This is a genomic window from Escherichia sp. MOD1-EC5990, assembly GCF_002965285.1.
In the GTDB taxonomy this organism is placed as follows: Bacteria; Pseudomonadota; Gammaproteobacteria; order Enterobacterales; family Enterobacteriaceae; genus Escherichia; species Escherichia coli_F.
Genome location: NZ_PTRV01000005.1, coordinates 150,702 through 173,093, shown reverse-complemented (window position 1 = coordinate 173,093; position 22,392 = coordinate 150,702). Strand labels below are relative to the sequence as shown.

24 protein-coding genes are annotated in these 22,392 nt (G+C 51.0%); 12 read left to right on the top strand and 12 right to left on the bottom strand.

Annotated features, from left to right (window positions below):
• The first annotated feature begins 10 nt into the window (after nucleotides 1-10).
• The 3 genes from secD to yajD all read left to right on the top strand — a co-directional run bounded on the left by secD (nucleotide 11) and on the right by yajD (nucleotide 3,317).
• Nucleotides 11-1,858, top strand: a complete 1,848-nt coding sequence (secD, locus tag BEB42_RS08030; RefSeq protein ID WP_000934822.1) for a protein translocase subunit SecD — start codon at nucleotides 11-13, stop codon at nucleotides 1,856-1,858.
• Nucleotides 1,859-1,868: 10 nt separating this feature from the next.
• Complete coding sequence (gene secF / locus BEB42_RS08025; RefSeq protein ID WP_000046644.1) at nucleotides 1,869-2,840, top strand: protein translocase subunit SecF; 972 nt, start codon at nucleotides 1,869-1,871, stop codon at nucleotides 2,838-2,840.
• A gap of 129 nt (nucleotides 2,841-2,969) precedes the next feature.
• On the top strand, nucleotides 2,970-3,317 hold the full coding sequence (gene yajD, locus BEB42_RS08020) for an HNH nuclease YajD (RefSeq protein ID WP_000974822.1): 348 nt from the start codon (nucleotides 2,970-2,972) through the stop codon (nucleotides 3,315-3,317).
• A 217-nt stretch (nucleotides 3,318-3,534) separates the two neighbouring features.
• Here the strand turns inward: yajD and tsx are convergent, their stop codons facing one another.
• Nucleotides 3,535-4,419, bottom strand: coding sequence for a nucleoside-specific channel-forming protein Tsx (gene tsx, locus BEB42_RS08015; protein WP_001295328.1), 885 nt, complete (start codon nucleotides 4,417-4,419; stop codon nucleotides 3,535-3,537).
• A 297-nt stretch (nucleotides 4,420-4,716) separates the two neighbouring features.
• Nucleotides 4,717-5,256: a DUF3251 domain-containing protein gene (locus BEB42_RS08010; RefSeq protein WP_001314529.1), complete on the bottom strand. Its 540-nt coding sequence runs from the start codon at nucleotides 5,254-5,256 to the stop codon at nucleotides 4,717-4,719.
• Nucleotides 5,257-5,406: 150 nt separating this feature from the next.
• On the opposite strand from BEB42_RS08010, the gene nrdR reads away from it, so the two are divergent.
• From nrdR to pgpA, 6 genes are all read left to right on the top strand, one after another.
• Nucleotides 5,407-5,856 (top strand): transcriptional regulator NrdR, encoded by a 450-nt coding sequence (gene nrdR / locus BEB42_RS08005; protein ID WP_000543535.1) that lies wholly within the window; start codon nucleotides 5,407-5,409, stop codon nucleotides 5,854-5,856.
• A 3-nt stretch (nucleotides 5,857-5,859) separates the two neighbouring features.
• Nucleotides 5,860-6,963: a bifunctional diaminohydroxyphosphoribosylaminopyrimidine deaminase/5-amino-6-(5-phosphoribosylamino)uracil reductase RibD gene (gene ribD, locus BEB42_RS08000; RefSeq protein WP_001150481.1), complete on the top strand. Its 1,104-nt coding sequence runs from the start codon at nucleotides 5,860-5,862 to the stop codon at nucleotides 6,961-6,963.
• A gap of 88 nt (nucleotides 6,964-7,051) precedes the next feature.
• Entirely contained in the window at nucleotides 7,052-7,522 is a 471-nt protein-coding gene (gene ribH / locus BEB42_RS07995) for a 6,7-dimethyl-8-ribityllumazine synthase (protein WP_001021161.1), read from the top strand.
• 19 nt (nucleotides 7,523-7,541) lie between these two features.
• On the top strand, nucleotides 7,542-7,961 hold the full coding sequence (gene nusB, locus BEB42_RS07990) for a transcription antitermination factor NusB (protein WP_000801125.1): 420 nt from the start codon (nucleotides 7,542-7,544) through the stop codon (nucleotides 7,959-7,961).
• A gap of 77 nt (nucleotides 7,962-8,038) precedes the next feature.
• On the top strand, nucleotides 8,039-9,016 hold the full coding sequence (thiL, locus tag BEB42_RS07985; RefSeq protein WP_000742098.1) for a thiamine-phosphate kinase: 978 nt from the start codon (nucleotides 8,039-8,041) through the stop codon (nucleotides 9,014-9,016).
• The gene (pgpA, locus tag BEB42_RS07980; protein ID WP_000584830.1) at nucleotides 8,994-9,512 is read left to right on the top strand and encodes a phosphatidylglycerophosphatase A; all 519 of its coding nucleotides are present in this window, start codon (nucleotides 8,994-8,996) and stop codon (nucleotides 9,510-9,512) included. Before thiL ends, pgpA begins: the two co-directional genes overlap by 23 nt.
• Nucleotides 9,513-9,565: 53 nt before the next feature.
• Here pgpA and yajO read toward each other — a convergent pair whose 3' ends face one another.
• The 4 genes from yajO to xseB all read right to left on the bottom strand — a co-directional run bounded on the left by yajO (nucleotide 9,566) and on the right by xseB (nucleotide 13,748).
• A complete protein-coding gene (gene yajO, locus BEB42_RS07975) occupies nucleotides 9,566-10,540 on the bottom strand; it encodes a 1-deoxyxylulose-5-phosphate synthase YajO (RefSeq protein WP_001199778.1) in 975 nt (324 codons plus the stop codon).
• A 179-nt stretch (nucleotides 10,541-10,719) separates the two neighbouring features.
• Complete coding sequence (gene dxs, locus BEB42_RS07970) at nucleotides 10,720-12,582, bottom strand: 1-deoxy-D-xylulose-5-phosphate synthase (protein WP_105267274.1); 1,863 nt, start codon at nucleotides 12,580-12,582, stop codon at nucleotides 10,720-10,722.
• A gap of 24 nt (nucleotides 12,583-12,606) precedes the next feature.
• The gene (ispA, locus tag BEB42_RS07965) at nucleotides 12,607-13,506 is read right to left on the bottom strand and encodes a (2E,6E)-farnesyl diphosphate synthase (RefSeq protein WP_000347229.1); all 900 of its coding nucleotides are present in this window, start codon (nucleotides 13,504-13,506) and stop codon (nucleotides 12,607-12,609) included.
• Nucleotides 13,506-13,748: an exodeoxyribonuclease VII small subunit gene (gene xseB, locus BEB42_RS07960; protein WP_105267273.1), complete on the bottom strand. Its 243-nt coding sequence runs from the start codon at nucleotides 13,746-13,748 to the stop codon at nucleotides 13,506-13,508. The genes ispA and xseB overlap by 1 nt, the downstream gene beginning before the upstream one ends.
• Nucleotides 13,749-13,953: 205 nt before the next feature.
• On the opposite strand from xseB, the gene thiI reads away from it, so the two are divergent.
• Nucleotides 13,954-15,402: a tRNA uracil 4-sulfurtransferase ThiI gene (thiI, locus tag BEB42_RS07955; protein WP_105267272.1), complete on the top strand. Its 1,449-nt coding sequence runs from the start codon at nucleotides 13,954-13,956 to the stop codon at nucleotides 15,400-15,402.
• 53 nt (nucleotides 15,403-15,455) lie between these two features.
• Here the strand turns inward: thiI and yajL are convergent, their stop codons facing one another.
• Entirely contained in the window at nucleotides 15,456-16,046 is a 591-nt protein-coding gene (gene yajL / locus BEB42_RS07950; protein WP_001276329.1) for a protein deglycase YajL, read from the bottom strand.
• Nucleotides 16,009-16,920, bottom strand: coding sequence for a 2-dehydropantoate 2-reductase (panE, locus tag BEB42_RS07945; protein WP_000705835.1), 912 nt, complete (start codon nucleotides 16,918-16,920; stop codon nucleotides 16,009-16,011). Before panE ends, yajL begins: the two co-directional genes overlap by 38 nt.
• Nucleotides 16,921-17,087: 167 nt before the next feature.
• Here panE and yajQ point away from each other — a divergent pair, with 167 nt between their 5' ends.
• A complete protein-coding gene (gene yajQ / locus BEB42_RS07940; protein ID WP_001138904.1) occupies nucleotides 17,088-17,579 on the top strand; it encodes a nucleotide binding protein YajQ in 492 nt (163 codons plus the stop codon).
• 127 nt (nucleotides 17,580-17,706) lie between these two features.
• On the opposite strand, the gene BEB42_RS07935 is transcribed toward yajQ, so the two are convergent.
• The gene (locus BEB42_RS07935; protein WP_001000980.1) at nucleotides 17,707-19,071 is read right to left on the bottom strand and encodes an MFS transporter; all 1,365 of its coding nucleotides are present in this window, start codon (nucleotides 19,069-19,071) and stop codon (nucleotides 17,707-17,709) included.
• Between the two features lie 416 nt (nucleotides 19,072-19,487).
• On the opposite strand from BEB42_RS07935, the gene BEB42_RS07930 reads away from it, so the two are divergent.
• A complete protein-coding gene (locus tag BEB42_RS07930; RefSeq protein ID WP_105267271.1) occupies nucleotides 19,488-20,423 on the top strand; it encodes a tetratricopeptide repeat protein in 936 nt (311 codons plus the stop codon).
• 55 nt (nucleotides 20,424-20,478) lie between these two features.
• Here BEB42_RS07930 and BEB42_RS07925 read toward each other — a convergent pair whose 3' ends face one another.
• The 3 genes from BEB42_RS07925 to cyoE all read right to left on the bottom strand — a co-directional run bounded on the left by BEB42_RS07925 (nucleotide 20,479) and on the right by cyoE (nucleotide 22,391).
• Nucleotides 20,479-21,021 carry a GNAT family N-acetyltransferase gene (locus BEB42_RS07925; protein WP_000227787.1) on the bottom strand — a complete coding sequence of 181 codons (543 nt, stop codon included), beginning with the start codon at nucleotides 21,019-21,021 and terminating at the stop codon, nucleotides 20,479-20,481.
• Nucleotides 21,005-21,316 carry a type II toxin-antitoxin system TacA family antitoxin gene (locus tag BEB42_RS07920; RefSeq protein ID WP_001353405.1) on the bottom strand — a complete coding sequence of 104 codons (312 nt, stop codon included), beginning with the start codon at nucleotides 21,314-21,316 and terminating at the stop codon, nucleotides 21,005-21,007. The genes BEB42_RS07925 and BEB42_RS07920 overlap by 17 nt, the downstream gene beginning before the upstream one ends.
• 184 nt (nucleotides 21,317-21,500) lie before the next feature.
• A complete protein-coding gene (gene cyoE, locus BEB42_RS07915) occupies nucleotides 21,501-22,391 on the bottom strand; it encodes a heme o synthase (protein ID WP_000971336.1) in 891 nt (296 codons plus the stop codon).
• Nucleotide 22,392: the final 1 nt, after the last annotated feature.

Below are 22,392 nucleotides of genomic sequence, written 5' to 3'. Positions count from 1 at the left end.
GGGAATTGCCGTGTTAAACCGTTATCCTTTGTGGAAGTACGTCATGCTGATCGTGGTGATTGTCATCGGTCTGCTGTATGCGCTTCCCAACCTGTTTGGTGAGGATCCGGCTGTTCAGATCACTGGTGCGCGCGGAGTCGCCGCCAGTGAGCAAACGCTGATCCAGGTCCAGAAAACGTTACAAGAAGAAAAAATAACTGCTAAGTCTGTGGCACTGGAAGAGGGCGCTATTCTTGCGCGCTTCGACTCCACTGACACCCAGCTGCGCGCTCGTGAAGCATTAATGGGCGTTATGGGTGACAAATACGTCGTGGCGCTTAACCTTGCCCCGGCAACGCCGCGCTGGCTGGCAGCTATTCACGCTGAGCCGATGAAGCTCGGCCTTGACCTGCGTGGCGGCGTTCACTTCCTGATGGAAGTGGATATGGACACCGCGCTTGGCAAACTCCAGGAACAAAATATCGATAGCCTGCGCAGCGACCTGCGCGAAAAGGGCATCCCGTATACCACCGTTCGTAAAGAAAACAACTACGGCCTGAGCATCACTTTCCGCGATGCTAAAGCTCGTGATGAAGCCATTGCGTATCTGAGCAAGCGTCATCCGGACCTGGTGATTAGTAGCCAGGGCAGCAATCAGCTGCGTGCGGTAATGAGCGATGCGCGTCTGAGTGAGGCGCGTGAATACGCGGTGCAACAGAACATCAACATACTGCGTAACCGTGTAAACCAGCTTGGCGTGGCGGAGCCGGTGGTTCAGCGTCAGGGTGCTGACCGTATCGTTGTTGAGCTGCCTGGTATCCAGGACACCGCACGAGCGAAAGAGATTCTGGGTGCAACGGCAACGTTGGAATTCCGTCTGGTAAATACCAACGTTGACCAGGCCGCTGCTGCGTCTGGACGCGTACCGGGCGACTCTGAAGTGAAACAGACCCGCGAAGGTCAGCCTGTTGTGCTGTACAAACGCGTAATTCTGACCGGTGACCACATCACTGATTCCACTTCCAGCCAGGACGAATACAACCAGCCGCAGGTTAACATCTCGCTCGATAGCGCTGGTGGCAACATCATGTCTAACTTCACCAAGGACAACATCGGCAAACCGATGGCGACCCTATTTGTGGAGTACAAAGACAGCGGTAAGAAAGATGCTAACGGTCGTGCGGTTCTGGTGAAACAGGAAGAGGTGATTAACATCGCTAACATCCAGTCTCGTCTGGGTAACAGCTTCCGTATCACCGGTATTAACAACCCGAACGAAGCCCGTCAGCTTTCACTTTTGCTGCGTGCCGGTGCGTTGATCGCGCCAATTCAGATTGTTGAAGAACGTACCATTGGCCCGACTCTGGGTATGCAGAACATTGAACAGGGGCTGGAGGCTTGCCTTGCCGGTCTGCTGGTTTCTATTCTGTTTATGATCATCTTCTATAAGAAGTTTGGTCTGATTGCGACCAGTGCTCTGATTGCCAACTTGATCTTGATCGTCGGCATTATGTCGCTGTTGCCAGGCGCAACGCTGAGTATGCCAGGTATCGCGGGTATCGTCTTAACCCTTGCGGTAGCGGTCGATGCGAACGTACTGATCAACGAACGTATTAAAGAAGAGTTGAGCAACGGACGTACTGTTCAACAGGCAATTGATGAAGGTTATCGTGGCGCATTCAGTTCCATTTTCGATGCGAACATCACCACGCTGATTAAAGTCATCATCCTGTACGCAGTGGGTACCGGGGCAATTAAAGGGTTCGCGATTACTACCGGTATCGGTGTGGCGACGTCGATGTTTACCGCGATTGTCGGTACGCGTGCCATCGTAAACCTGCTATATGGCGGCAAGCGCGTCAAGAAGCTGTCAATCTGAGGAGTGCGATGTGGCACAGGAATATACTGTTGAACAACTAAACCACGGCCGTAAAGTCTATGACTTTATGCGCTGGGACTACTGGGCATTTGGCATCTCTGGTCTGCTGTTGATCGCCGCTATCGTCATAATGGGCGTACGCGGCTTTAACTGGGGGCTGGATTTCACCGGTGGTACGGTTATTGAAATTACGCTCGAAAAACCCGCTGAAATTGATGTAATGCGTGATGCATTGCAAAAAGCCGGTTTTGAAGAGCCAATGCTGCAAAACTTTGGTAGCAGCCACGACATCATGGTCCGCATGCCGCCTGCTGAAGGCGAAACCGGCGGTCAGGTGCTGGGCAGCCAGGTTCTGAAGGTGATTAACGAATCCACCAATCAGAATGCGGCAGTGAAGCGTATTGAATTCGTTGGTCCGAGCGTGGGGGCAGACCTTGCGCAAACCGGTGCGATGGCGTTGATGGTGGCGCTGCTGTCTATCCTCGTGTATGTAGGTTTCCGCTTTGAGTGGCGACTGGCTGCAGGGGTCGTTATTGCGCTGGCGCACGACGTGATCATTACGTTGGGTATTTTGTCGTTATTCCATATCGAGATTGACCTGACTATTGTGGCATCACTGATGTCGGTCATCGGTTACTCGCTTAACGACAGTATCGTGGTCTCGGACCGTATTCGTGAAAACTTCCGCAAGATCCGTCGCGGTACGCCTTACGAAATCTTTAACGTGTCCTTGACCCAGACGCTGCACCGTACCTTGATCACATCCGGTACTACCTTGATGGTTATCCTGATGCTGTACCTCTTCGGTGGTCCGGTACTGGAAGGCTTCTCGCTGACCATGCTGATTGGTGTGACTATCGGTACTGCATCTTCTATCTACGTAGCATCGGCGCTGGCCCTGAAACTGGGTATGAAGCGCGAACACATGTTACAGCAGAAAGTGGAGAAAGAAGGGGCGGATCAGCCGTCAATTCTGCCTTAATCAAGTTTCAGCTGATGTTGAAAATCCCGGTCAGAAGATCGGGATTTTTTTTTGATGTAAGGTGATTGCGAAAACCCTCGCATCTTGGGAAACTGCGCCTAACCCTACATTTCATCCAGGTAACTTCTCATGGCTATCATCCCAAAAAATTATGCGCGGTTAGAAAGCGGCTATCGCGAAAAAGCGTTAAAACTCTATCCGTGGGTCTGCGGTCGCTGTTCCCGCGAGTTTGTCTATTCCAACCTGCGTGAACTTACTGTTCACCACATTGATCACGACCATACTAATAACCCGGAAGATGGCAGTAACTGGGAATTGTTGTGTCTCTATTGCCACGATCATGAGCATTCGAAATATACCGAAGCGGATCAGTATGGTACGACGGTTATCGCAGGGGAAGATGCGCAGAAAGATATCGGTGAAGCGAAGTACAACCCATTCGCTGATTTAAAAGCGATGATGAATAAGAAGAAGTGATAAAAAAATGACGGATACAAAATCCGTTATTTGAGCTTTATGACAAACGCAAAATTGCCTGATGCGCTACGCTTATCAGGCCTACGTAATCTCAGCAATGTATTGAATTTACGTGTTTTTGTAGGCCGGATAAGGCGTTTATGCCGCATCCGGCATGAACAAAGCGCACGTTGTTAACAATCTGAAATGCCGGATACAAGATCCGGCATTTCATTCATCAGAAGTTGTAACCTACTACCAGGTAGCCACCCCAGCCGGTAGAGCGAACGTTGAAGTTGCCGTTGCCGAAGTTCAGTTCTGCATCGTCGTTCCACTGACCACCGTCGTGCCAGTAACGAGCTACGACAGAGTAGTGCCAGTGATCGTAGTTCAGAGCCAGAATATGGCTGGAAGCGATGGAGTTATTGGTACGGGTCTTAATACCGTTGATTGCGTTACCGCTGTCATCCCCTAAATCGGAACCCCAGTCGAAGTTGGTGAAGCCGATGTAGCTCAGCTGACCACCCCACAGATCGGTAATCGGCACAAAGTATTTAATTTTGAAACGGTAACCGTCCCACTCGTTTTCGTTCGCTGCGCCATAGTTCTGCCACTGGTATTTTGCATACACGTTCATGGACAGGCTCATCGGCAGGCCAGTATCAATATCGGTACCCAGACCCATGTACCAGGTGCTCTGGCGACCATCTTTATTACGACCCATGTCGTAAATGTAGTTGTTCGCGAAGTACCACTCTTTGAACGGACCAAAGCTAAGGTCAGTATTGGTCAGCTTGTCGATGGAGAAACGTGGTTCGATTTCCATAAACAGCGGGGAACCGTGGTTCCAGATACCTTTTGCATCGGAGTTACCGCCGAAGAATACCGGCGCATCCGCATACCCATAGAAGTCGAACCAGTCTTTTTTAGCGAATGCTTCGTACTCAAGGTAGGTATCGTTGCGGATCTGCGGTCCGAAACGGGTGTGATAGCTTCCGACAACGTTAACGCTCTGGTGCCACCAGTCGGAAAGATACTGCGGTTTGTCGTTTTCAGCTGCGTTAACAGTAAAAGACGAAGAGAGCGCCAGTACCGCACCGGCTGCCAGTAATGTTTTTTTCATATGTATGCCACTGTTTGAAAATCCCTTGCGGGAGTGAAAAAGGCGCAAATTGCGTTTCTAAATATTTCGTATACAGAGGAGCCTATTATAAAAATCATTGCTCACAAAAATATGTTTCGTTTCACAGTTCTATCATTTACGTAATCGATTGCGTTCACGTTTACACACATTCGGGCGGGGATTGTACTGACTTTCACCCTTGTTGCAAACTTTTACTATCAATCTGGGTGATGTAAGCAGAGTAACAAAATGACGGGGAAAGATGTTGCGGGACGCACAAAACGCCCCGCGATACGTTTACTGCATAACAGGTTGAATGTCGTGGATACGTACAAAGCCTAACTGATCCACAGAAATACCCTTTAACTGTAACGGAATATCAACATCGCTGGGGGCGAGGACGCTGGCGGGGGCGTTAATCAATTGATTCTGCACATTGATTTCCTGAAAGTTGTCTATTGTTCCCTGAATTTGCCCATATTCAACAGTTCCGCTGAATGCGGGCAAGGGATCATTCGACTCGCCCTGAATACGTAGCGTCAGGGTGGTGCCATCTGTATCAGGCGTAATATTCACCAGCGACATACGTAAAGTACCGATCTGGCTTTCCAGTCTTGCTGGTGTTTTCGCTCCAGGCAGAAGGTAAACCCCACTGCTGGATTTTGCATTCAGCCTGTTTTGCTGAGTGATTTTGACCGTTTCTTTATTGAGTTGCGTCATCTCCTGGTTCAGTGTGCTGACGCTGTGTTTCATCTGCCGCACTTCGCTTTGCTGCACACAGGCGCTAAGGCTGAACAGGCTTCCCAGCAGGAGCAGTCGAAAAACGTTTGTATTCATAGGTCGTCCCTTTCTTATCGCAATAAGCCTAATGGTAGAGGGTAAAAGCAGCGAAAGCATCGATCCTTTATCTCAAAAGCGTTGCGCCTTTGTTGTATCGTCAGTTCAGGGTAAAATAGATTTCTGTTAACCACCTGGTCAGGACGCCGTATGCATTGCCCATTCTGTTTCGCCGTGGACACTAAGGTAATTGACTCTCGTCTCGTAGGCGAGGGCTCATCCGTACGCCGCCGTCGGCAGTGTCTGGTGTGTAATGAACGTTTCACCACCTTTGAAGTGGCGGAGCTGGTTATGCCACGTGTTGTAAAAAGCAATGACGTGCGTGAACCGTTTAATGAAGAGAAATTACGTAGCGGAATGCTGCGGGCGCTGGAAAAACGTCCGGTGAGTTCCGATGACGTCGAAATGGCAATCAATCATATTAAATCGCAGCTGCGCGCCACCGGTGAGCGTGAAGTGCCGAGCAAGATGATTGGCAATTTGGTGATGGAGCAATTGAAAAAGCTCGATAAAGTCGCCTATATCCGTTTTGCCTCTGTCTATCGCAGTTTCGAAGATATCAAAGAATTTGGCGAAGAGATCGCGCGCCTGGAGGACTAAGCCGTGCAGGACGAGTATTACATGGCGCGGGCGCTTAAGCTGGCGCAACGAGGACGTTTTACCACTCATCCCAACCCGAATGTCGGGTGCGTCATTGTAAAAGATGGCGAAATCGTCGGTGAAGGTTACCATCAGCGAGCGGGTGAACCGCATGCCGAGGTACACGCGTTGCGCATGGCTGGCGAAAAAGCCAAAGGTGCCACGGCGTATGTCACACTCGAACCTTGTAGTCATCATGGTCGTACGCCGCCATGTTGCGATGCGTTGATTGCTGCGGGTGTCACGCGCGTGGTTGCCGCGATGCAGGATCCTAACCCGCAGGTCGCTGGGCGTGGACTTTATCGTTTGCAACAGGCTGGCATTGACGTCAGCCACGGCCTGATGATGAGTGAAGCCGAGCAATTGAATAAAGGCTTTCTCAAGCGCATGCGCACCGGCTTTCCTTATATCCAGTTAAAACTTGGCGCGTCGCTAGATGGCCGCACGGCGATGGCGAGCGGTGAGAGCCAGTGGATCACGTCTCCTCAGGCGCGACGCGATGTACAACGTCTGCGTGCGCAAAGTCATGCCATTTTAACCAGCAGCGCAACAGTCATGGCGGACGATCCAGCCTTAACGGTGCGTTGGTCTGAACTGGATGAACAAACTCAGGCGCTCTATCCGCAACAAAATCTCCGCCAGCCAGTACGTATTGTGATTGATAGCCAAAATCGCGTGACGCCGGAACACCGTATTGTGCAGCAGTCTGGCGAAACCTGGTTCGCGCGTACGCAGGAAGATTCTCGTGAGTGGCCGGAAACGGTGCGAACCTTGCTGATTCCAGAGCATAAAGGTCATCTGGATCTGGTTGTATTGATGATGCAACTGGGTAAACAGCAGATTAATAGCATCTGGGTGGAAGCTGGGCCAACGCTCGCTGGCGCATTGCTACAGGCGGGCTTAGTCGATGAGCTGATTGTCTATATCGCACCTAAACTATTAGGCAACGACGCCCGTGGATTATGCACGCTGCCAGGACTTGAGAAATTAGCCGACGCCCCCCAATTTAAATTCAAAGAGATACGTCATGTAGGCCCGGATGTTTGCCTGCATTTAGTGGGTGCATGATCTCCCGGCTCGAAAGGGAAGCAGCGCACGAAATATTATGCTAAAATCCGCCCCCCTGCGGGGCCATACTCGAACCCGAAGGAAGAAAATGAACATTATTGAAGCTAACGTTGCTACCCCGGACGCTCGCGTCGCCATCACCATTGCGCGTTTCAACAACTTTATCAATGACAGCCTGCTGGAAGGTGCAATTGACGCACTGAAACGTATCGGTCAGGTAAAAGATGAAAACATTACCGTTGTTTGGGTGCCTGGTGCCTATGAGCTGCCGCTGGCGGCGGGTGCACTGGCTAAAACCGGTAAATATGACGCGGTGATTGCGCTGGGTACGGTTATTCGTGGTGGCACTGCCCACTTTGAATATGTCGCTGGTGGTGCAAGCAACGGCCTGGCGCATGTTGCCCAGGACAGCGAAATTCCGGTTGCTTTTGGTGTTCTGACCACTGAAAGCATTGAACAAGCGATCGAACGTGCTGGCACCAAAGCTGGCAACAAAGGTGCAGAAGCTGCACTGACCGCGCTTGAAATGATTAATGTATTGAAAGCCATCAAGGCCTGAAATTAGTAAGGGGAAATCCGTGAAACCTGCTGCTCGTCGCCGCGCTCGTGAGTGTGCCGTCCAGGCGCTCTACTCCTGGCAGTTGTCCCAGAACGACATCGCTGATGTTGAATACCAGTTCCTGGCTGAACAGGATGTAAAAGACGTTGACGTCCTGTACTTCCGTGAGCTGCTGGCCGGGGTGGCGACTAACACCGCATACCTCGACGGACTGATGAAGCCGTACCTGTCCCGTCTGCTGGAAGAACTGGGCCAGGTAGAAAAAGCAGTACTGCGCATTGCGCTGTACGAGCTGTCTAAACGTAGCGATGTGCCATACAAAGTGGCCATTAACGAAGCGATCGAACTGGCGAAATCGTTCGGCGCAGAAGACAGCCATAAGTTCGTCAACGGCGTACTCGATAAAGCAGCACCTGTGATTCGCCCTAACAAAAAGTGATATCCAGGCCGGTAGATTCACGGAAGACCGTTCCGCGATCGCCGGCCTTTTCTTTTTTACCTGCTGAGGCATAACGTATGGCATGTGGCGAGTTCTCCCTGATTGCCCGTTATTTTGACCGTGTAAGAAGTTCTCGTCTTGATGTCGAACTGGGCATTGGCGACGATTGCGCACTTCTCAATATCCCCGAGAAACAGACCCTGGCGATCAGCACTGATACGCTGGTGGCGGGCAACCATTTCCTCCCTGATATCGATCCTGCGGATTTGGCATATAAAGCTCTGGCAGTGAATTTAAGCGATCTGGCCGCGATGGGCGCCGATCCGGCCTGGCTGACGCTGGCATTAACCTTACCGGACGTCGACGAAGCGTGGCTTGAGTCCTTCAGCGACAGTTTGTTTGATCTTCTCAATTATTACGATATGCAACTTATTGGCGGCGATACCACGCGTGGGCCATTATCAATGACGCTGGGTATCCACGGCTTTGTTCCGATGGGACGAGCCTTAACGCGCGCTGGGGCGAAACCGGGTGACTGGATCTATGTGACCGGTACACCGGGCGATAGCGCCGCCGGGCTGGCGATTTTGCAAAACCGTTTGCAGGTTGCCGATGTTAAAGATGCGGACTACTTGATCAAACGTCATCTCCGTCCATCTCCGCGTATTTTACAGGGACAGGCACTGCGCGATCTGGCAAATTCAGCTATCGATCTCTCTGACGGTCTGATTTCCGATCTCGGGCATATCGTGAAAGCCAGCGACTGCGGCGCACGTATTGACCTGGCATTGCTGCCGTTTTCTGATGCGCTTTCTCGCCATGTTGAACCGGAACAGGCGCTGCGCTGGGCGCTCTCTGGCGGTGAAGATTACGAGTTGTGTTTCACGGTGCCGGAACTGAACCGTGGCGCGCTGGATGTGGCTCTCGGACACCTGGGCGTACCGTTTACCTGTATTGGGCAAATGACCGCCGATATCGAAGGGCTTTGTTTTATTCGTGACGGCGAACCTGTCACATTTGACTGGAAAGGATATGATCATTTTGCCACGCCATAAAGATGTCGCGAAAAGTCGCCTTAAGCTGAGTAATCCGTGGCATCTGCTTGCTGTTGGATTTGGTAGTGGATTAAGCCCAATTGTTCCAGGCACGATGGGGTCGCTGGCGGCGATTCCATTCTGGTATCTGATGACCTTTTTGCCCTGGCAGCTCTATTCGCTGGTAGTCATGCTGGGGATCTGTATCGGCGTCTATCTTTGTCATCAAACGGCGAAAGACATGGGCGTGCACGATCACGGCAGCATTGTCTGGGACGAATTTATTGGTATGTGGATCACGCTCATGGCGCTGCCGACCAATGACTGGCAGTGGGTCGCCGCCGGGTTTGTGATTTTCCGTATCCTGGATATGTGGAAACCGTGGCCGATCCGCTGGTTTGACCGCAATGTGCATGGCGGCATGGGGATCATGATAGATGATATTGTCGCCGGGGTGATTTCCGCAGGCATCCTGTACTTTATTGGTCATCATTGGCCGCTGGGTATTCTGTCGTAGCTGTGCACCGATGCCTGATGTGACGCTTGTCACGTCTCATCAGGCCTGGATTCCTATTTAAATCCTACGACCGGATGCGGTTTATACGGCGTTTCCAGTTCAGCAATCTGTTCCGGCTTCAAGGTGATATCCACCGCGTTCAGCAATTCATCAAGTTGTTCTTCCCGCGATGTACCGATAATCGGTGCGGCAATGCCAGGTTTGCTCAACAACCAGGCCAGCGCGACTTGTGCTCGCGTTGCCCCCAGTTCTTCACTGACGCCCGTTAAGCGTTCTGCAATCTGCGCGTCATTTTCATCGCTTTCTTGGTAGAGATTTTTCCCCACTTCATCCGACACCAGCCGCGCGGTGGTTTCTCCCCAGGGACGCGTCAGACGTCCCCGCGCCAGCGGACTCCACGGAATCACCGCTACGCCTTCCTGATAACACAGCGGCAGCATTTCACGCTCTTCTTCGCGATAAATCAGATTGTAGTGATCCTGCATACTGACAAACTGCGCCCAGCCGTGCTGTTTTTGCAGTTCCAGCGCCTGAGCAAACTGCGAGGCGTGCATGGATGACGCGCCGATATAACGCGCTTTCCCGGCTTTTACCACGTCGTTCAGGGCTTCCAGCGTCTCTTCGATCGGCGTGTTGTAATCCCAGCGATGAATTTGCAGGATATCGACATAATCCATGCCGAGACGTCGCAAGCTGTCGTCAATAGAGCGCAAAATTTGCGCACGGGATAATCCTTCCGACAAATCACCAACGCGATGGAACACTTTAGTTGCAACGACCACGTCTTCACGACGGGCAAAGTCCCGCAGTGCACGACCGACGATCTCTTCGCTGCTGCCGTCAGAATAACTATTGGCGGTATCAAAGAAATTTATGCCGCCTTCCAGCGCGCGTTTAATGATGGGACGGCTGCTCTCTTCGGGCAGTGTCCATGCGTGATTACCGCGATCCGGCTCACCAAAGGTCATACAGCCGAGGCAAAGTCGGGAAATGCGAAGGTCGGTTTTTCCTAAGGGGTTGTATTGCATGCTGCCACTCCTGCCATACTCGTCATACTTCAAGTTGCATGTGCTGCGGCTGCATTCGTTCACCCCAGTCACTTACTTATGTAAGCTCCTGGGGCTTCACTCGTTTGCCGCCTTCCTGCAACTCGAATTATTTAGAGTCTATGAATAATTTCTTAAGCATAGCAGGAGTGGAGTAGGGATTATGCCAGCCAGGCTTTGATTTTGGCTTCCATACCGGCGGCATCGAGGCCGAGTTCGGCGCGCATTTCTTCCTGTGTTCCTTGTGGAATAAAGAAGTCCGGCAGGCCAATGTTCAGCACGGGTACTGGTTTACGATGGGCCATCAGCACTTCGTTCACGCCGCTGCCTGCACCGCCCATAATGGCGTTTTCTTCAATGGTGATCAGCGCCTCGTGGCTGGCAGCCATTTCCAGAATTAACGCTTCATCAAGCGGCTTCACAAAACGCATATCGACCAGCGTAGCGTTCAGCGATTCTGCGACTTTCGCTGCTTCCGGCATCAGCGTACCAAAGTTGAGAATCGTCAGTTTCTCGCCACGACGCTTCACAATGCCTTTGCCAATCGGGAGCTTTTCCAGCGGCGTCAGTTCTACGCCTACAGCGTTGCCGCGAGGGTAGCGCACCGCTGACGGGCCATCGTTATAGTGATAGCCGGTATAGAGCATCTGGCGACATTCGTTTTCATCGCTCGGGGTCATAATGACCATTTCCGGAATGCAGCGTAGGTAAGAGAGATCAAAAGCGCCCTGGTGGGTTTGACCGTCAGCACCAACAATGCCCGCGCGGTCAATGGCGAACAGAACCGGGAGTTTTTGTATCGCCACGTCATGTAGCACCTGATCATAGGCGCGTTGCAGGAAAGTGGAGTAGATCGCGACAATGGGTTTGTAGCCACCAATCGCCAGACCCGCAGCAAAGGTCACAGCGTGTTGCTCGGCGATTGCCACGTCGAAGTAGCGATCCGGGAATTTACGTGAAAACTCGACCATACCGGAGCCTTCACGCATCGCCGGGGTAATCGCCATCAGCTTGTTGTCTTTTGCTGCGGTTTCGCACAACCAGTCGCCAAAGATTTTTGAATAGCTCGGCAGGCCGCCGCTGCTTTTCGGCAGGCAACCGCTGGAGGGGTCAAATTTAGGCACGGCGTGGAAGGTGATTGGATCTTTTTCTGCCGGTTCGTAACCACGACCTTTTTTGGTCATGATATGCAGGAACTGCGGGCCTTTCAGGTCGCGCATGTTCTTAAGCGTGGTGATAAGCCCCAGCACATCGTGACCGTCAACCGGGCCGATGTAGTTAAAGCCCAGCTCTTCAAACAGCGTGCCTGGTACTACCATGCCTTTAATATGTTCTTCGGTACGTTTGAGCAGCTCTTTAATGGGCGGAACGCCGGAGAATACTTTTTTCCCGCCCTCGCGCAGTGAAGAGTAAAGCTTGCCGGAAAGCAGCTGCGCCAGATGGTTGTTGAGCGCGCCAACATTTTCGGAAATCGACATTTCGTTGTCGTTGAGAATAACCAGCATGTCCGGGCGGATGTCGCCCGCGTGATTCATCGCTTCAAACGCCATGCCAGCAGTAATCGCGCCATCGCCTATAACACAGACGGTGCGGCGATTTTTGCCTTCTTTCTCGGCAGCAACCGCAATACCAATTCCGGCACTGATAGAGGTTGATGAATGCCCGACGCTTAACACGTCATATTCACTTTCGCCGCGCCACGGGAACGGGTGCAGGCCGCCTTTTTGACGGATGGTGCCTATTTTGTCGCGGCGTCCGGTCAAAATTTTATGCGGATAAGCCTGATGCCCCACATCCCAAATCAATTGGTCAAACGGGGTGTTATAGACGTAGTGCAGCGCTACGGTCAGCTCGACCGTGCCCAGCCCGGAGGCGAAGTGCCCGCTGGAACGGCTCACGCTGTCGAGTAAATAGCGGCGCAGTTCGTCGCAGAGTTTCGGTAAACTCTCTTTTGGCAACAGTCGTAACTCCTGGGTGGAGTCGACCAGTGCCAGGGTCGGGTATTTGGCAATATCAAAACTCATCAGGGGCCTATTAATACTTATTGTTTATTTATTACGCTGGATGATGTAGTCCGCTAGCGCTTCCAGTGCCGAGGTATCGAGTGACTGTTCAGCCAGTTGTTTTAGCGACTGGCGGGCATCGTCGATCAGATCCTGGGCTTTCTTCCGGGCTTGCTCAAGACCCAGAAGTGCAGGGTAGGTACTTTTACCAAGTTGCTGGTCGGCACCCTGGCGTTTACCCAACGTTGCAGTATCTCCCACCACATCCAGGATGTCATCCTGAACCTGGAAGGCAAGGCCGATGCTCTCTGCGTATTTGTCGAGAATTGGCAGAGCACGACGTCCTTTATCTCCGGCGCTTAATGCACCAAGACGAACGGCGGCGCGAATTAATGCGCCGGTTTTATGGCGATGAATACGCTCGAGTGCGTCCAGAGGTACGTGTTTGCCTTCCGCATCTAAATCTAATGCCTGACCACCGCACATTCCGCCAATACCGCTGGCGCTCGCCAGTTCAGAAATCATCGAAATTCTGTCGCGATCCGACACTTCCGGCATATCGGCATCACTTAAAATCGAGAACGCCAGCGTTTGTAAAGCGTCGCCAGCGAGAATCGCGTTTGCTTCGCCAAACTTCACATGGCAGGTCGGCAAACCGCGACGCAGATCGTCATCATCCATTGCCGGTAAATCATCATGAATTAATGAATACGCGTGGATACACTCCACGGCGGCAGCGGGTGCGTCCAGCGTGTTTGTGCTAACGCCGAACATATGGCCGGTGGCATAAACCAGGAACGGTCGCAGGCGCTTACCACCTAATAATGCGCCATACTGCATGGTTTCGACCACGGGAGTGTTCTGAAAGGGCAGAGGGGCAATAAAACGGCTCAGCGCCTGGTTGGCCTGCTTAACGCAGGCTTCGAGTTGCTGCGGAAAGTCCATTACTCATTGTCCGGTGTAAAAGGAGTTAAAGAGGCGTCTTTATTGTCAGACAGCAGAATTTGTACGCGCTGTTCGGCTTGTTGTAATTTGGCCTGCCCCTGACGTGCCAGCTGCACGCCACGTTCGAACTCGTTCAGCGCCTCTTCCAGCGGCAGGTCGCCACTTTCCAGACGGGTTACAATCTGTTCCAGCTCGCTCAGCGCCTTTTCAAAGCTGGCGGGCGCCTCATTTTTCTTCGGCATAATGAATGTCTGACTCTCAATATTTTTCGCCCCGTCATGGTAACGGACTCAGGGCAAATAGCAAATAACGCGCAATGGTAAGGTGATGTGCGCAGCAAAGCGATGTTAGTGGTATACTTCCGCGCCTGGATGCAGCCGCAGGTGTGGGCTGCTGTATTTTTCCCTATACAAGTCGCTTAAGACTTGCCAACGAACCATTGCCGCCATGAAGTTTATCATTAAATTGTTCCCGGAAATCACCATCAAAAGCCAATCTGTGCGCTTGCGCTTTATAAAAATCCTTACCGGGAACATTCGTAACGTTTTAAAGCACTATGATGAGACGCTCGCTGTCGTCCGCCACTGGGATAACATCGAAGTTCGCGCAAAAGATGAAAACCAGCGTCTGGCTATTCGCGACGCCCTGACCCGTATTCCGGGTATCCACCATATTCTCGAAGTCGAAGACGTGCCGTTTACCGACATGCACGATATTTTCGAGAAAGCGTTGGTTCAGTATCGCGAGCAGCTGGAAGGTAAAACCTTCTGCGTACGCGTGAAGCGCCGTGGTAAGCATGAGTTTAGCTCGATTGATGTGGAACGTTACGTCGGCGGCGGTTTAAATCAGCATATTGAATCCGCGCGCGTGAAGCTGACCAATCCGGATGTGACTGTCCATCTGGAAGTTGAAGACGATCGTCTCCTGCTGATCAAAGGCCGCTACGAAGGCATTGGCGGTTTCCCAATCGGCACCCAGGAAGATGTACTGTCGCTTATTTCCGGTGGTTTCGACTCCGGAGTTTCCAGCTATATGTTGATGCGTCGCGGCTGCCGCGTGCATTACTGCTTCTTTAATCTCGGCGGCGCGGCGCATGAAATTGGTGTTCGTCAGGTGGCGCATTATCTGTGGAACCGTTTTGGTAGCTCCCACCGCGTGCGTTTTGTCGCCATTAACTTTGAGCCGGTCGTCGGTGAAATTCTCGAGAAAATCGACGACGGTCAGATGGGCGTAATCCTCAAACGTATGATGGTGCGTGCCGCGTCTAAAGTGGCTGAACGTTACGGCGTACAGGCGCTCGTCACCGGCGAAGCGCTGGGACAGGTGTCCAGCCAGACGCTAACCAACCTGCGCCTGATTGATAACGTCTCCGATACGCTGATCCTGCGTCCGCTGATCTCTTACGACAAAGAGCACATCATCAACCAGGCTCGCCAGATTGGCACCGAAGATTTTGCCCGCACCATGCCGGAATACTGCGGTGTTATCTCCAAAAGCCCGACCGTGAAAGCGGTTAAGTCGAAGATTGAAGCGGAAGAAGAGAAGTTCGACTTCAGCATTCTCGATAAAGTGGTTGAGGAAGCGAATAACGTTGATATCCGCGAAATCGCTCAGCAGACCGAGCAGGAAGTGGTGGAAGTGGAAACCGTCAACGGCTTCGGCCCGAACGACGTGATCCTCGATATCCGTTCTGTTGATGAACAAGAAGATAAGCCGCTGAAAGTTGAAGGTATCGACGTGGTTTCTCTGCCGTTCTATAAACTGAGCACCAAATTTGGCGATCTCGACCAGAACAAAACCTGGCTGTTGTGGTGTGAGCGCGGGGTGATGAGCCGCCTGCAGGCGCTCTATCTACGCGAGCAGGGCTTTAACAATGTGAAGGTGTATCGTCCGTAATTTGTGGTTTTTACGTCGCATCTGGTCAGATGCGACGTTTACTGCATCCGACACTACTCGTAATAATTATAAATCCCTGCCGCCATCACCAGTTGTGATGCCACTTCATGGGCTTTTTCACGCCCAACCAACAGGTCGATAATTTTCAGACCAAAATCAATAGCCGTACCTGGCCCCTGACTGGTCAGCAATTTTACCCGAGCATCCCAGACGACGCGCTTGTCCTGCCATTGTTCAGCGGGAATTTTGTCTTTCAACGTCGGGAAGCCGGTCATATTGCCAATCGGGAAGATATCATGAGGCACCAGCACGGTGGCTGGTGCGGCGCAAATAGCCGCGACGATACGCCCGGAACGGTGGAACTGTTTCACGGTTTCAACCAGCAGGGTGCTATCACGAAAACACTCCGCGCCTTTAATGCCACCAGGCAGCACGATCACGTCATATTCGCCATCAGCTACTTCGACCAGCGGCGCATCCGCCAGCAGCTTCACGCCGCGTGAGCAGGTAATCGCAAGATTACCATCGCTGGCGACGCTGGCAGTGGTGACGTTGATACCGCCGCGAACCAAGAGATCGATAGTGGTGACGGCTTCAGTCTCTTCACTACCAGGGGCGAGGCAAACCAGTGCCGATGCGCTCATATTCACTCTCCTTTCTTTTTACCATTTCAAACAGGCGGGTGTTTTCCGGTACGGCAATCCCATGCGCGCGAGCGCGGCGTAAGAGAAAACCAGTGATATAGTCGATTTCGGTGTGGCGCAGCGCGCGGATATCCTGCAACATCGACGAAATGTTTTCCGCTGTTGCATCAATCACCTGCATAACATAATCACGCAAATCTTCCGCTGAAGTATGATGCCCTTCGCGTTCGATCACTGCCGCGACTTCTTCGCATATCTGCATAATGTCTTGCGGATGATGTCGTAATTCACCATTCGGGCAATTCCAGATAGCGGTCAGTGGATTAATTACACAGTTGACCGCCAGCTTACGCCACAGCTCGGCGCGGATATTGTTATGCCATGCGACATCAGGTAATACGGTTTGCAAAATATCCGCCAGATAACTGTAATCGCCATCCTGTTGCCGTGCCGGGCCAATATGCGTAATACCATTTGCCACATGAATAATGACATTGCCGTCTCGGCGGGCGGCATGAGTGGTGGTGCCCATCAGTAACGGCTGCTGAATGTTTTGCAACTCTTCGATGGTGCCCATGCCGTTGTGAATTAACAGTATTGGCGTGGTTACAGGCAGTGTAGACGCGAGGCTTTTGACGGCATCGGAAACCTGCCATGCTTTCAGCGTCACCAGGAGCAGATCGCTGGTGGCGAGAAAATCGGGATCGTTGGCGGTCAGAGACTCATTAAATATCGAACCGTCGGTTTCAACCAGATTCACGCTACAATAAGGTTGCGGTACGCGCAGCCAGCCCTGAACGTCGTGACCCTGTTTGCAAAGTGCTGTAAGCCATAATTGCCCTAAGGCACCGCATCCCAATACGGTAATTTTCATTGTTCCTCCTCACCCGCAACCACTCCGGGTGTTCAATAAGGCTATCCCTTAATTGTGCATGCTGTTGCGACTATGCACAATTAAGGGATACGTCCTGGTGCAGGACTGTCGGTTATTTAACTTTGCAGGTATTATGCTTCGCATCAAAAATGAAGGGAGAGGAAAAGATGCCATCTTTCGATATTGTCTCTGAAGTTGATCTTCAGGAAGCACGAAACGCGGTCGATAACGCGAGCCGCGAAGTGGAGTCCCGTTTTGACTTCCGTAACGTTGAAGCCTCATTTGAGCTGAACGACGCCAGCAAAACCATCAAAGTGTTGAGCGAGTCCGACTTCCAGGTCAATCAGTTGCTGGATATTCTGCGTGCCAAGCTGCTGAAGCGCGGCATTGAAGGCAGTTCGCTGGATGTACCGGAAAATATCGTTCATAGCGGTAAAACCTGGTTTGTGGAAGCAAAACTGAAACAGGGCATTGAAAGCGCGACCCAGAAGAAAATCGTCAAGATGATCAAAGACAGCAAACTGAAAGTGCAGGCGCAAATTCAGGGCGATGAGATCCGTGTGACGGGCAAATCTCGTGATGATTTGCAGGCTGTCATGGCGATGGTACGTGGTGGCGATCTGGGTCAGCCGTTCCAGTTCAAAAACTTCCGCGATTAATCGCGACAACCTGCGCTTTGTTCATGTCAGATGCGGCATGAACGCCTGATTCGGCCTACAAAGATTTGTCACTCAGGAACTTTGTAGGCCTGAAAAGCGTAGCGCAACAGGCAATTCGCCTCGTTTTTTATGCCTGACGAATTGCCTGTTCAACCTCAAAGCGATTCGTCACTTTGCTGTCGATTTTCACATAAGCTGAATGTTCTTCTTCTGCAATCAACACTTCTTTGACACCCGCAGTTTCCATCAAACGCACTTTTAACGTCTCGTTTGCGGCAATGTCCGATGGGATTTCAATGCGCAAGCTGCTGACATACGGCGGTTCTTTCATGGTACTGGCGACTGCCAGCCACACTGCGGCCAGCATTGCGCCAGCGAGAAATACGCCCTGACCGTCAAACATGCCGTCAATCCAGCCACCCAGCGAACCGCCAATGGCCACGCCAAGAAACTGGCTGGTGGAGTAAACGCCCATCGCCGTACCTTTGTAACCGGCTGGCGACTCTTTACTGATAAGCGAGGGGAGGAGGGCTTCCATCAAATTAAACGCCACAAAGAAAAGCTGCACGCCGACCACCAGTTGCCAGAACTGCGTTTGTGCGTTCCACAACACAATTTCCGCAACCACGATCAGCCCGACGCAGAAGACAAAGACTTGCTTCATTTTGCGCTTAACTTCAGCGTAGATAATGAAAGGCACAACCGAGCCAAAGGCGATTAACATCGTCGCCAGATAGACCTTCCAGTGCTCAGCCGCCGGGAACCCCGCATCAGCCAACTGTCCGGGCAGGGCAACAAACGTCGACATCAGCAGCATGTGCAGACACATAATGCCGAAGTTGAGTTTCAGCAGTCGCGGTTCTGCCAGCACTTTGCTGAAACTGCCTTTCACCATTCCGGACTCACGATTAAGTACGTGCGTGCTGCTGTTGGGCACCACCCAAATGGTCAACGCAATGCCGGTTGTTGCCAGAATAGCGATCATCCAGAACAGCGCATGCAGCCCAAGTTTGTGAGTGATGATTGGGCCAAGCACCATCGCAATGGCGAAGGTAATACCAAAACTCACGCCGATAAACGCCATCGCTTTGGTACGGTTCTGTTCGCGCGTGAGATCAGAAAGTAGCGCCATAACGGCAGCGGCAATCGCTCCAGAACCTTGTAACGCCCGGCCCAGAATAATTCCCCAAATTGAGTCGGAAAGCGCAGCGATAACGCTACCGGCAGCAAACACCGCCAGCCCGCCGACAATTAATGGTTTGCGACCAATACGGTCTGAGAGCAGGCCAAACGGAATCTGAAAAACGGCCTGAGTCAGGCCATAAATACCAATGGCAATACCGATTAATGCTTCACTGGCACCTTGCAGTGCCATACCGTACGTAGTTAGAACCGGCAGTACCATAAACATGCCCAGCATGCGCAATGAAAATACGGTCCCTAAACCCCAGGTCGCGCGCCGCTCACCTGGCGTCATTTTATAATCGTTCATTACCACCTCTTAAAAAATTGCCCACATAGTGTAGTGCGGAGCGCATGTTGGGTAAACAGAGTGTTAATGAGTAAATATTACATAAGAGCGTGATTTTTACGTCAGGCATGCGCTTCTCTCGTATTCTTGCCATTAATACTTAGTGCGTTAAATATAACAAATGAAAAGCTCGCCTGATTTTATCCTGCCACGAATGATATTATTTTCGGATTTGTTGATGAGCGTGTGATTTTTTATTAAAGGATGGTGTTATTTTATCGCAATAAATAGAGGTGTTGGAGGTGCTGGTTATTCTGCTTCAGCTTAAATGTTTACTTATTACCTGAGGTTGTTATGGCTGTGTATTTATTCATGAAGTGGATGTTTGGTGGTTAGGTATATTGAAAAATATAGTGATGGATGCATAAAAGTTATTTATGTTAAATAAAAAGAGTTTATTGGCTATTTTATTAATTGCCTCACAAGGTTCACTGGCAAGCGAGAAAGCGCATGAATTGTATGACAGCATATACAGTGAAAAGCCTGCCCCCGATGTGATAAGGACACTGTATAAAATGGCTGAGTCGGGGGATGTCGACGCGCAAAGCCTGTTAGGCTGGGAATATTATCAGCCCCGCTACGATACCAAACCCAACGTTCAGGAAGCCATTAAATGGTTCGAGTTAGCCGCTAAACAAGGTGATGAAGAAGCTCCGTTAGCGCTGGGGAATATCTACTACGAAGGTGAACAGGTGCGAGTGGATTACGCCAAAGCGTATACGTTATTTAATCAGGCTACGCAACGCGGTGTGAATTTAGCATGGTCCAGGTTGGGCATGATGTACGCCAATGGTCAGTATGTCGAGGTGGATTGTAGTAAAGCGAAAGAATATCTTGATAAGGGTGTTCACATTTATGCTGGTCCGGAAGACTTTATGGCCGCCTGTCGAAAAGATATGATTGACAGAAAAACGGTTGACGATACGTTACCTGTGATCACGATTACCCGTTCTGGAATGCGGGATAATTTTTTAGATAAAGGTTTTTCCTGTATGGATAGCCTCTTTGCCAAAACCAATAAATTAGGCGAAGTGGCCAATCTTCGTGTTACGTACAACATCAAGAGTCCGTCAGGTAAGGAAACTATTCAAACGGTCGGCTTTGCACCTTTCGGCTTAAACCGACTGGATATTAACTTTACAGATTACCGGCTTGATTCATTTACCAGTAATTCGTTGCTTATTCTTTATAAACCGGAATTTGAACGAAAATCTTGTGCAGCTATAAGGACCACAATCGTTGCCGCAACGGCAACCATTAAAGGCAAGGATGTGGACCTGATGAAAGCGGGGGCAATTGAACAAAAGTGGTAACGCTGCTCAGTCCCCGGCTGAGGCAAAACTTGCCATGGCCGGAGGCGATAATAATCTAAGCCGCGAGAATATGCTGAATCGCTAAAAACATCGGTACAGCACCGAAAACATTGGGCCTCGCTGAAAGCTGAACAAAGCCGAGACGAGTATAAAAGTTAATGGCGGCAGGGTCAGCATCAAGATAAACCCCTTTAATTGGTAATGCCCGGTGAATTATTTTTACATGTTCAAAAAAATCACATAGTAGGTCCTGACCAAAGCCCCGCTTTTGATATTTCCGCGCTACCCCTAACATGACTAATCTGACAACACCAATCTCTGAAGGTTGTGAACCCTGAAGGACGCCAGAAACGCGTTGTTTTTCCAGCGAATATGCCGTAAAAGTACAGATGCCAATCAGTTCACCACTTTGTCTGTCAATAAGTGCTTTAGCAGCACAGTCGCTATTACGCACACTTTTCTTTAGCGATGCGCGTACAAATTTATCGATAACAGGGTTACCGCAATCAAACTGTTTTTGCCCAGGATAAGTAATATCAGACTGATAATTACAGGAGAGGACTATGGGCAGAGTAATCTCTTCATGCTTGTCGACCATCGCTGTTTTTCCTTTTCATTAACGCCTTGAGGGCGAGCGTCGGTTGAGCAGGTTCAGCGATGAGTTGGTTCATCAGTTCCCAGCTTTGATTCGAAAGCTCACGGCGACGTTGGTTATCAAGCACACTTTCGGCGCGTTCCATAGCTGCGCTCAAAATAAAAGCGCTTAAATCTACCCCAACGGCTTGCGCAGCTTCACGAAGTTTGTTTTTGGCGTCGGGACTGGTTTTGAGTTCAACCCGCGCATTTTTCAGCGTTTTATCGATATCGGGTAGAGCGACTGTTTTTCCAGGCATTATGACCTCTTTGATTAACTGAATGAAATCGTAGGGAGTCGATCTCATGCATAATACGGCTATCAACCGTATGATTAATTTATGTGCATATACTCACTCTGTCAAGAGATACGGTTATTAGCCGTATCTCTGTTCTCAGACAATAAAAAAGGTGCCGTAGCACCTTTTTTATAGAGAGGTTGTGTTACCACACAGCAGCCAGCAGCGTATGCGAGTCCGGCACCATAAAATCAACGGACATCATTACCGAGAGGGCAGTGATGGCGATGATCGAGAAGCCGAATAGCTTGCGCGCCCAGATTCGATCATCAGCAACTTTATAACCGCGCAGGGCCATACCTAACCACCAGACGCTAACCGCCGCGGCGACCACCAGATATTTATACCCAGCGTAACCGCCAAGAGAGAGCATCAGCGTGGCAACGGCAAAGGCGATGATATACAGCGTAATGTGGTTTTTCGCTACCGAAATGCCTTTCACCACTGGCAGCACCGGAATGTTTGCCGCCTGATAATCCTTAAAGCGGAAAATGGCGATGGCATAAGAGTGAGGCATCTGCCACAGGCTGAAGATAGCCAACAGGATTGCTGCGCCGCTATCGAACTCGCCTGTCACTGCACAGTAGCCAATCACCGGCGGCGCTGCGCCGGAGAGCGAACCAATCAACGTGCCGTAGACCGAGTGGCGTTTCATGTACAGGCTGTAGACGCCGACATAAACCACAAAGCCCATCACCCCCAGCCAGCAGGCCAGCGGATTCGCGCCAAACCACAGCAGCATAAAGCCAGCAATACCCAGCAAGGTGGCGTACACCAGCGAGACAGCAGGAGAGATCAGGCCCTTAACCAGCACCCGATTCTTCGTCCTTTCCATCTTTCTGTCGATATCCCTGTCGATGTAGTTGTTAAACACACAACCCGACGCCACAACCAGTGACACCCCAACCAGCGTGTAGATAAACAGGGGATAATCAATGCTGCCCTTTGAGGCCAGCAGGAATCCCCCAATCACCGAGATCAGGTTGCCAAAGATGATGCCTGGTTTCGTTACTTGCAGGTATTGCTTAAACATCATA

Bases quoted from the DNA above. Each gene is read 5' to 3' on its own strand.
- yajD (WP_000974822.1), top strand. From the start codon at position 2,970: ATGGCTATCATCCCAAAAAATTATGCGCGGTTAGAAAGCGGCTATCGC.
- tsx (WP_001295328.1), bottom strand. From the start codon at position 4,419: ATGAAAAAAACATTACTGGCAGCCGGTGCGGTACTGGCGCTCTCTTCG.
- BEB42_RS08010 (WP_001314529.1), bottom strand. From the start codon at position 5,256: ATGAATACAAACGTTTTTCGACTGCTCCTGCTGGGAAGCCTGTTCAGC.
- nrdR (WP_000543535.1), top strand. From the start codon at position 5,407: ATGCATTGCCCATTCTGTTTCGCCGTGGACACTAAGGTAATTGACTCT.
- ribH (WP_001021161.1), top strand. From the start codon at position 7,052: ATGAACATTATTGAAGCTAACGTTGCTACCCCGGACGCTCGCGTCGCC.
- thiL (WP_000742098.1), top strand. From the start codon at position 8,039: ATGGCATGTGGCGAGTTCTCCCTGATTGCCCGTTATTTTGACCGTGTA.
- pgpA (WP_000584830.1), top strand. From the start codon at position 8,994: ATGATCATTTTGCCACGCCATAAAGATGTCGCGAAAAGTCGCCTTAAG.
- yajO (WP_001199778.1), bottom strand. From the start codon at position 10,540: ATGCAATACAACCCCTTAGGAAAAACCGACCTTCGCATTTCCCGACTT.
- dxs (WP_105267274.1), bottom strand. From the start codon at position 12,582: ATGAGTTTTGATATTGCCAAATACCCGACCCTGGCACTGGTCGACTCC.
- ispA (WP_000347229.1), bottom strand. From the start codon at position 13,506: ATGGACTTTCCGCAGCAACTCGAAGCCTGCGTTAAGCAGGCCAACCAG.
- xseB (WP_105267273.1), bottom strand. From the start codon at position 13,748: ATGCCGAAGAAAAATGAGGCGCCCGCCAGCTTTGAAAAGGCGCTGAGC.
- thiI (WP_105267272.1), top strand. From the start codon at position 13,954: ATGAAGTTTATCATTAAATTGTTCCCGGAAATCACCATCAAAAGCCAA.
- yajL (WP_001276329.1), bottom strand. From the start codon at position 16,046: ATGAGCGCATCGGCACTGGTTTGCCTCGCCCCTGGTAGTGAAGAGACT.
- panE (WP_000705835.1), bottom strand. From the start codon at position 16,920: ATGAAAATTACCGTATTGGGATGCGGTGCCTTAGGGCAATTATGGCTT.
- yajQ (WP_001138904.1), top strand. From the start codon at position 17,088: ATGCCATCTTTCGATATTGTCTCTGAAGTTGATCTTCAGGAAGCACGA.
- BEB42_RS07935 (WP_001000980.1), bottom strand. From the start codon at position 19,071: ATGAACGATTATAAAATGACGCCAGGTGAGCGGCGCGCGACCTGGGGT.
- BEB42_RS07930 (WP_105267271.1), top strand. From the start codon at position 19,488: ATGTTAAATAAAAAGAGTTTATTGGCTATTTTATTAATTGCCTCACAA.
- BEB42_RS07925 (WP_000227787.1), bottom strand. From the start codon at position 21,021: ATGGTCGACAAGCATGAAGAGATTACTCTGCCCATAGTCCTCTCCTGT.
- BEB42_RS07920 (WP_001353405.1), bottom strand. From the start codon at position 21,316: ATGCCTGGAAAAACAGTCGCTCTACCCGATATCGATAAAACGCTGAAA.
- cyoE (WP_000971336.1), bottom strand. From the start codon at position 22,391: ATGATGTTTAAGCAATACCTGCAAGTAACGAAACCAGGCATCATCTTT.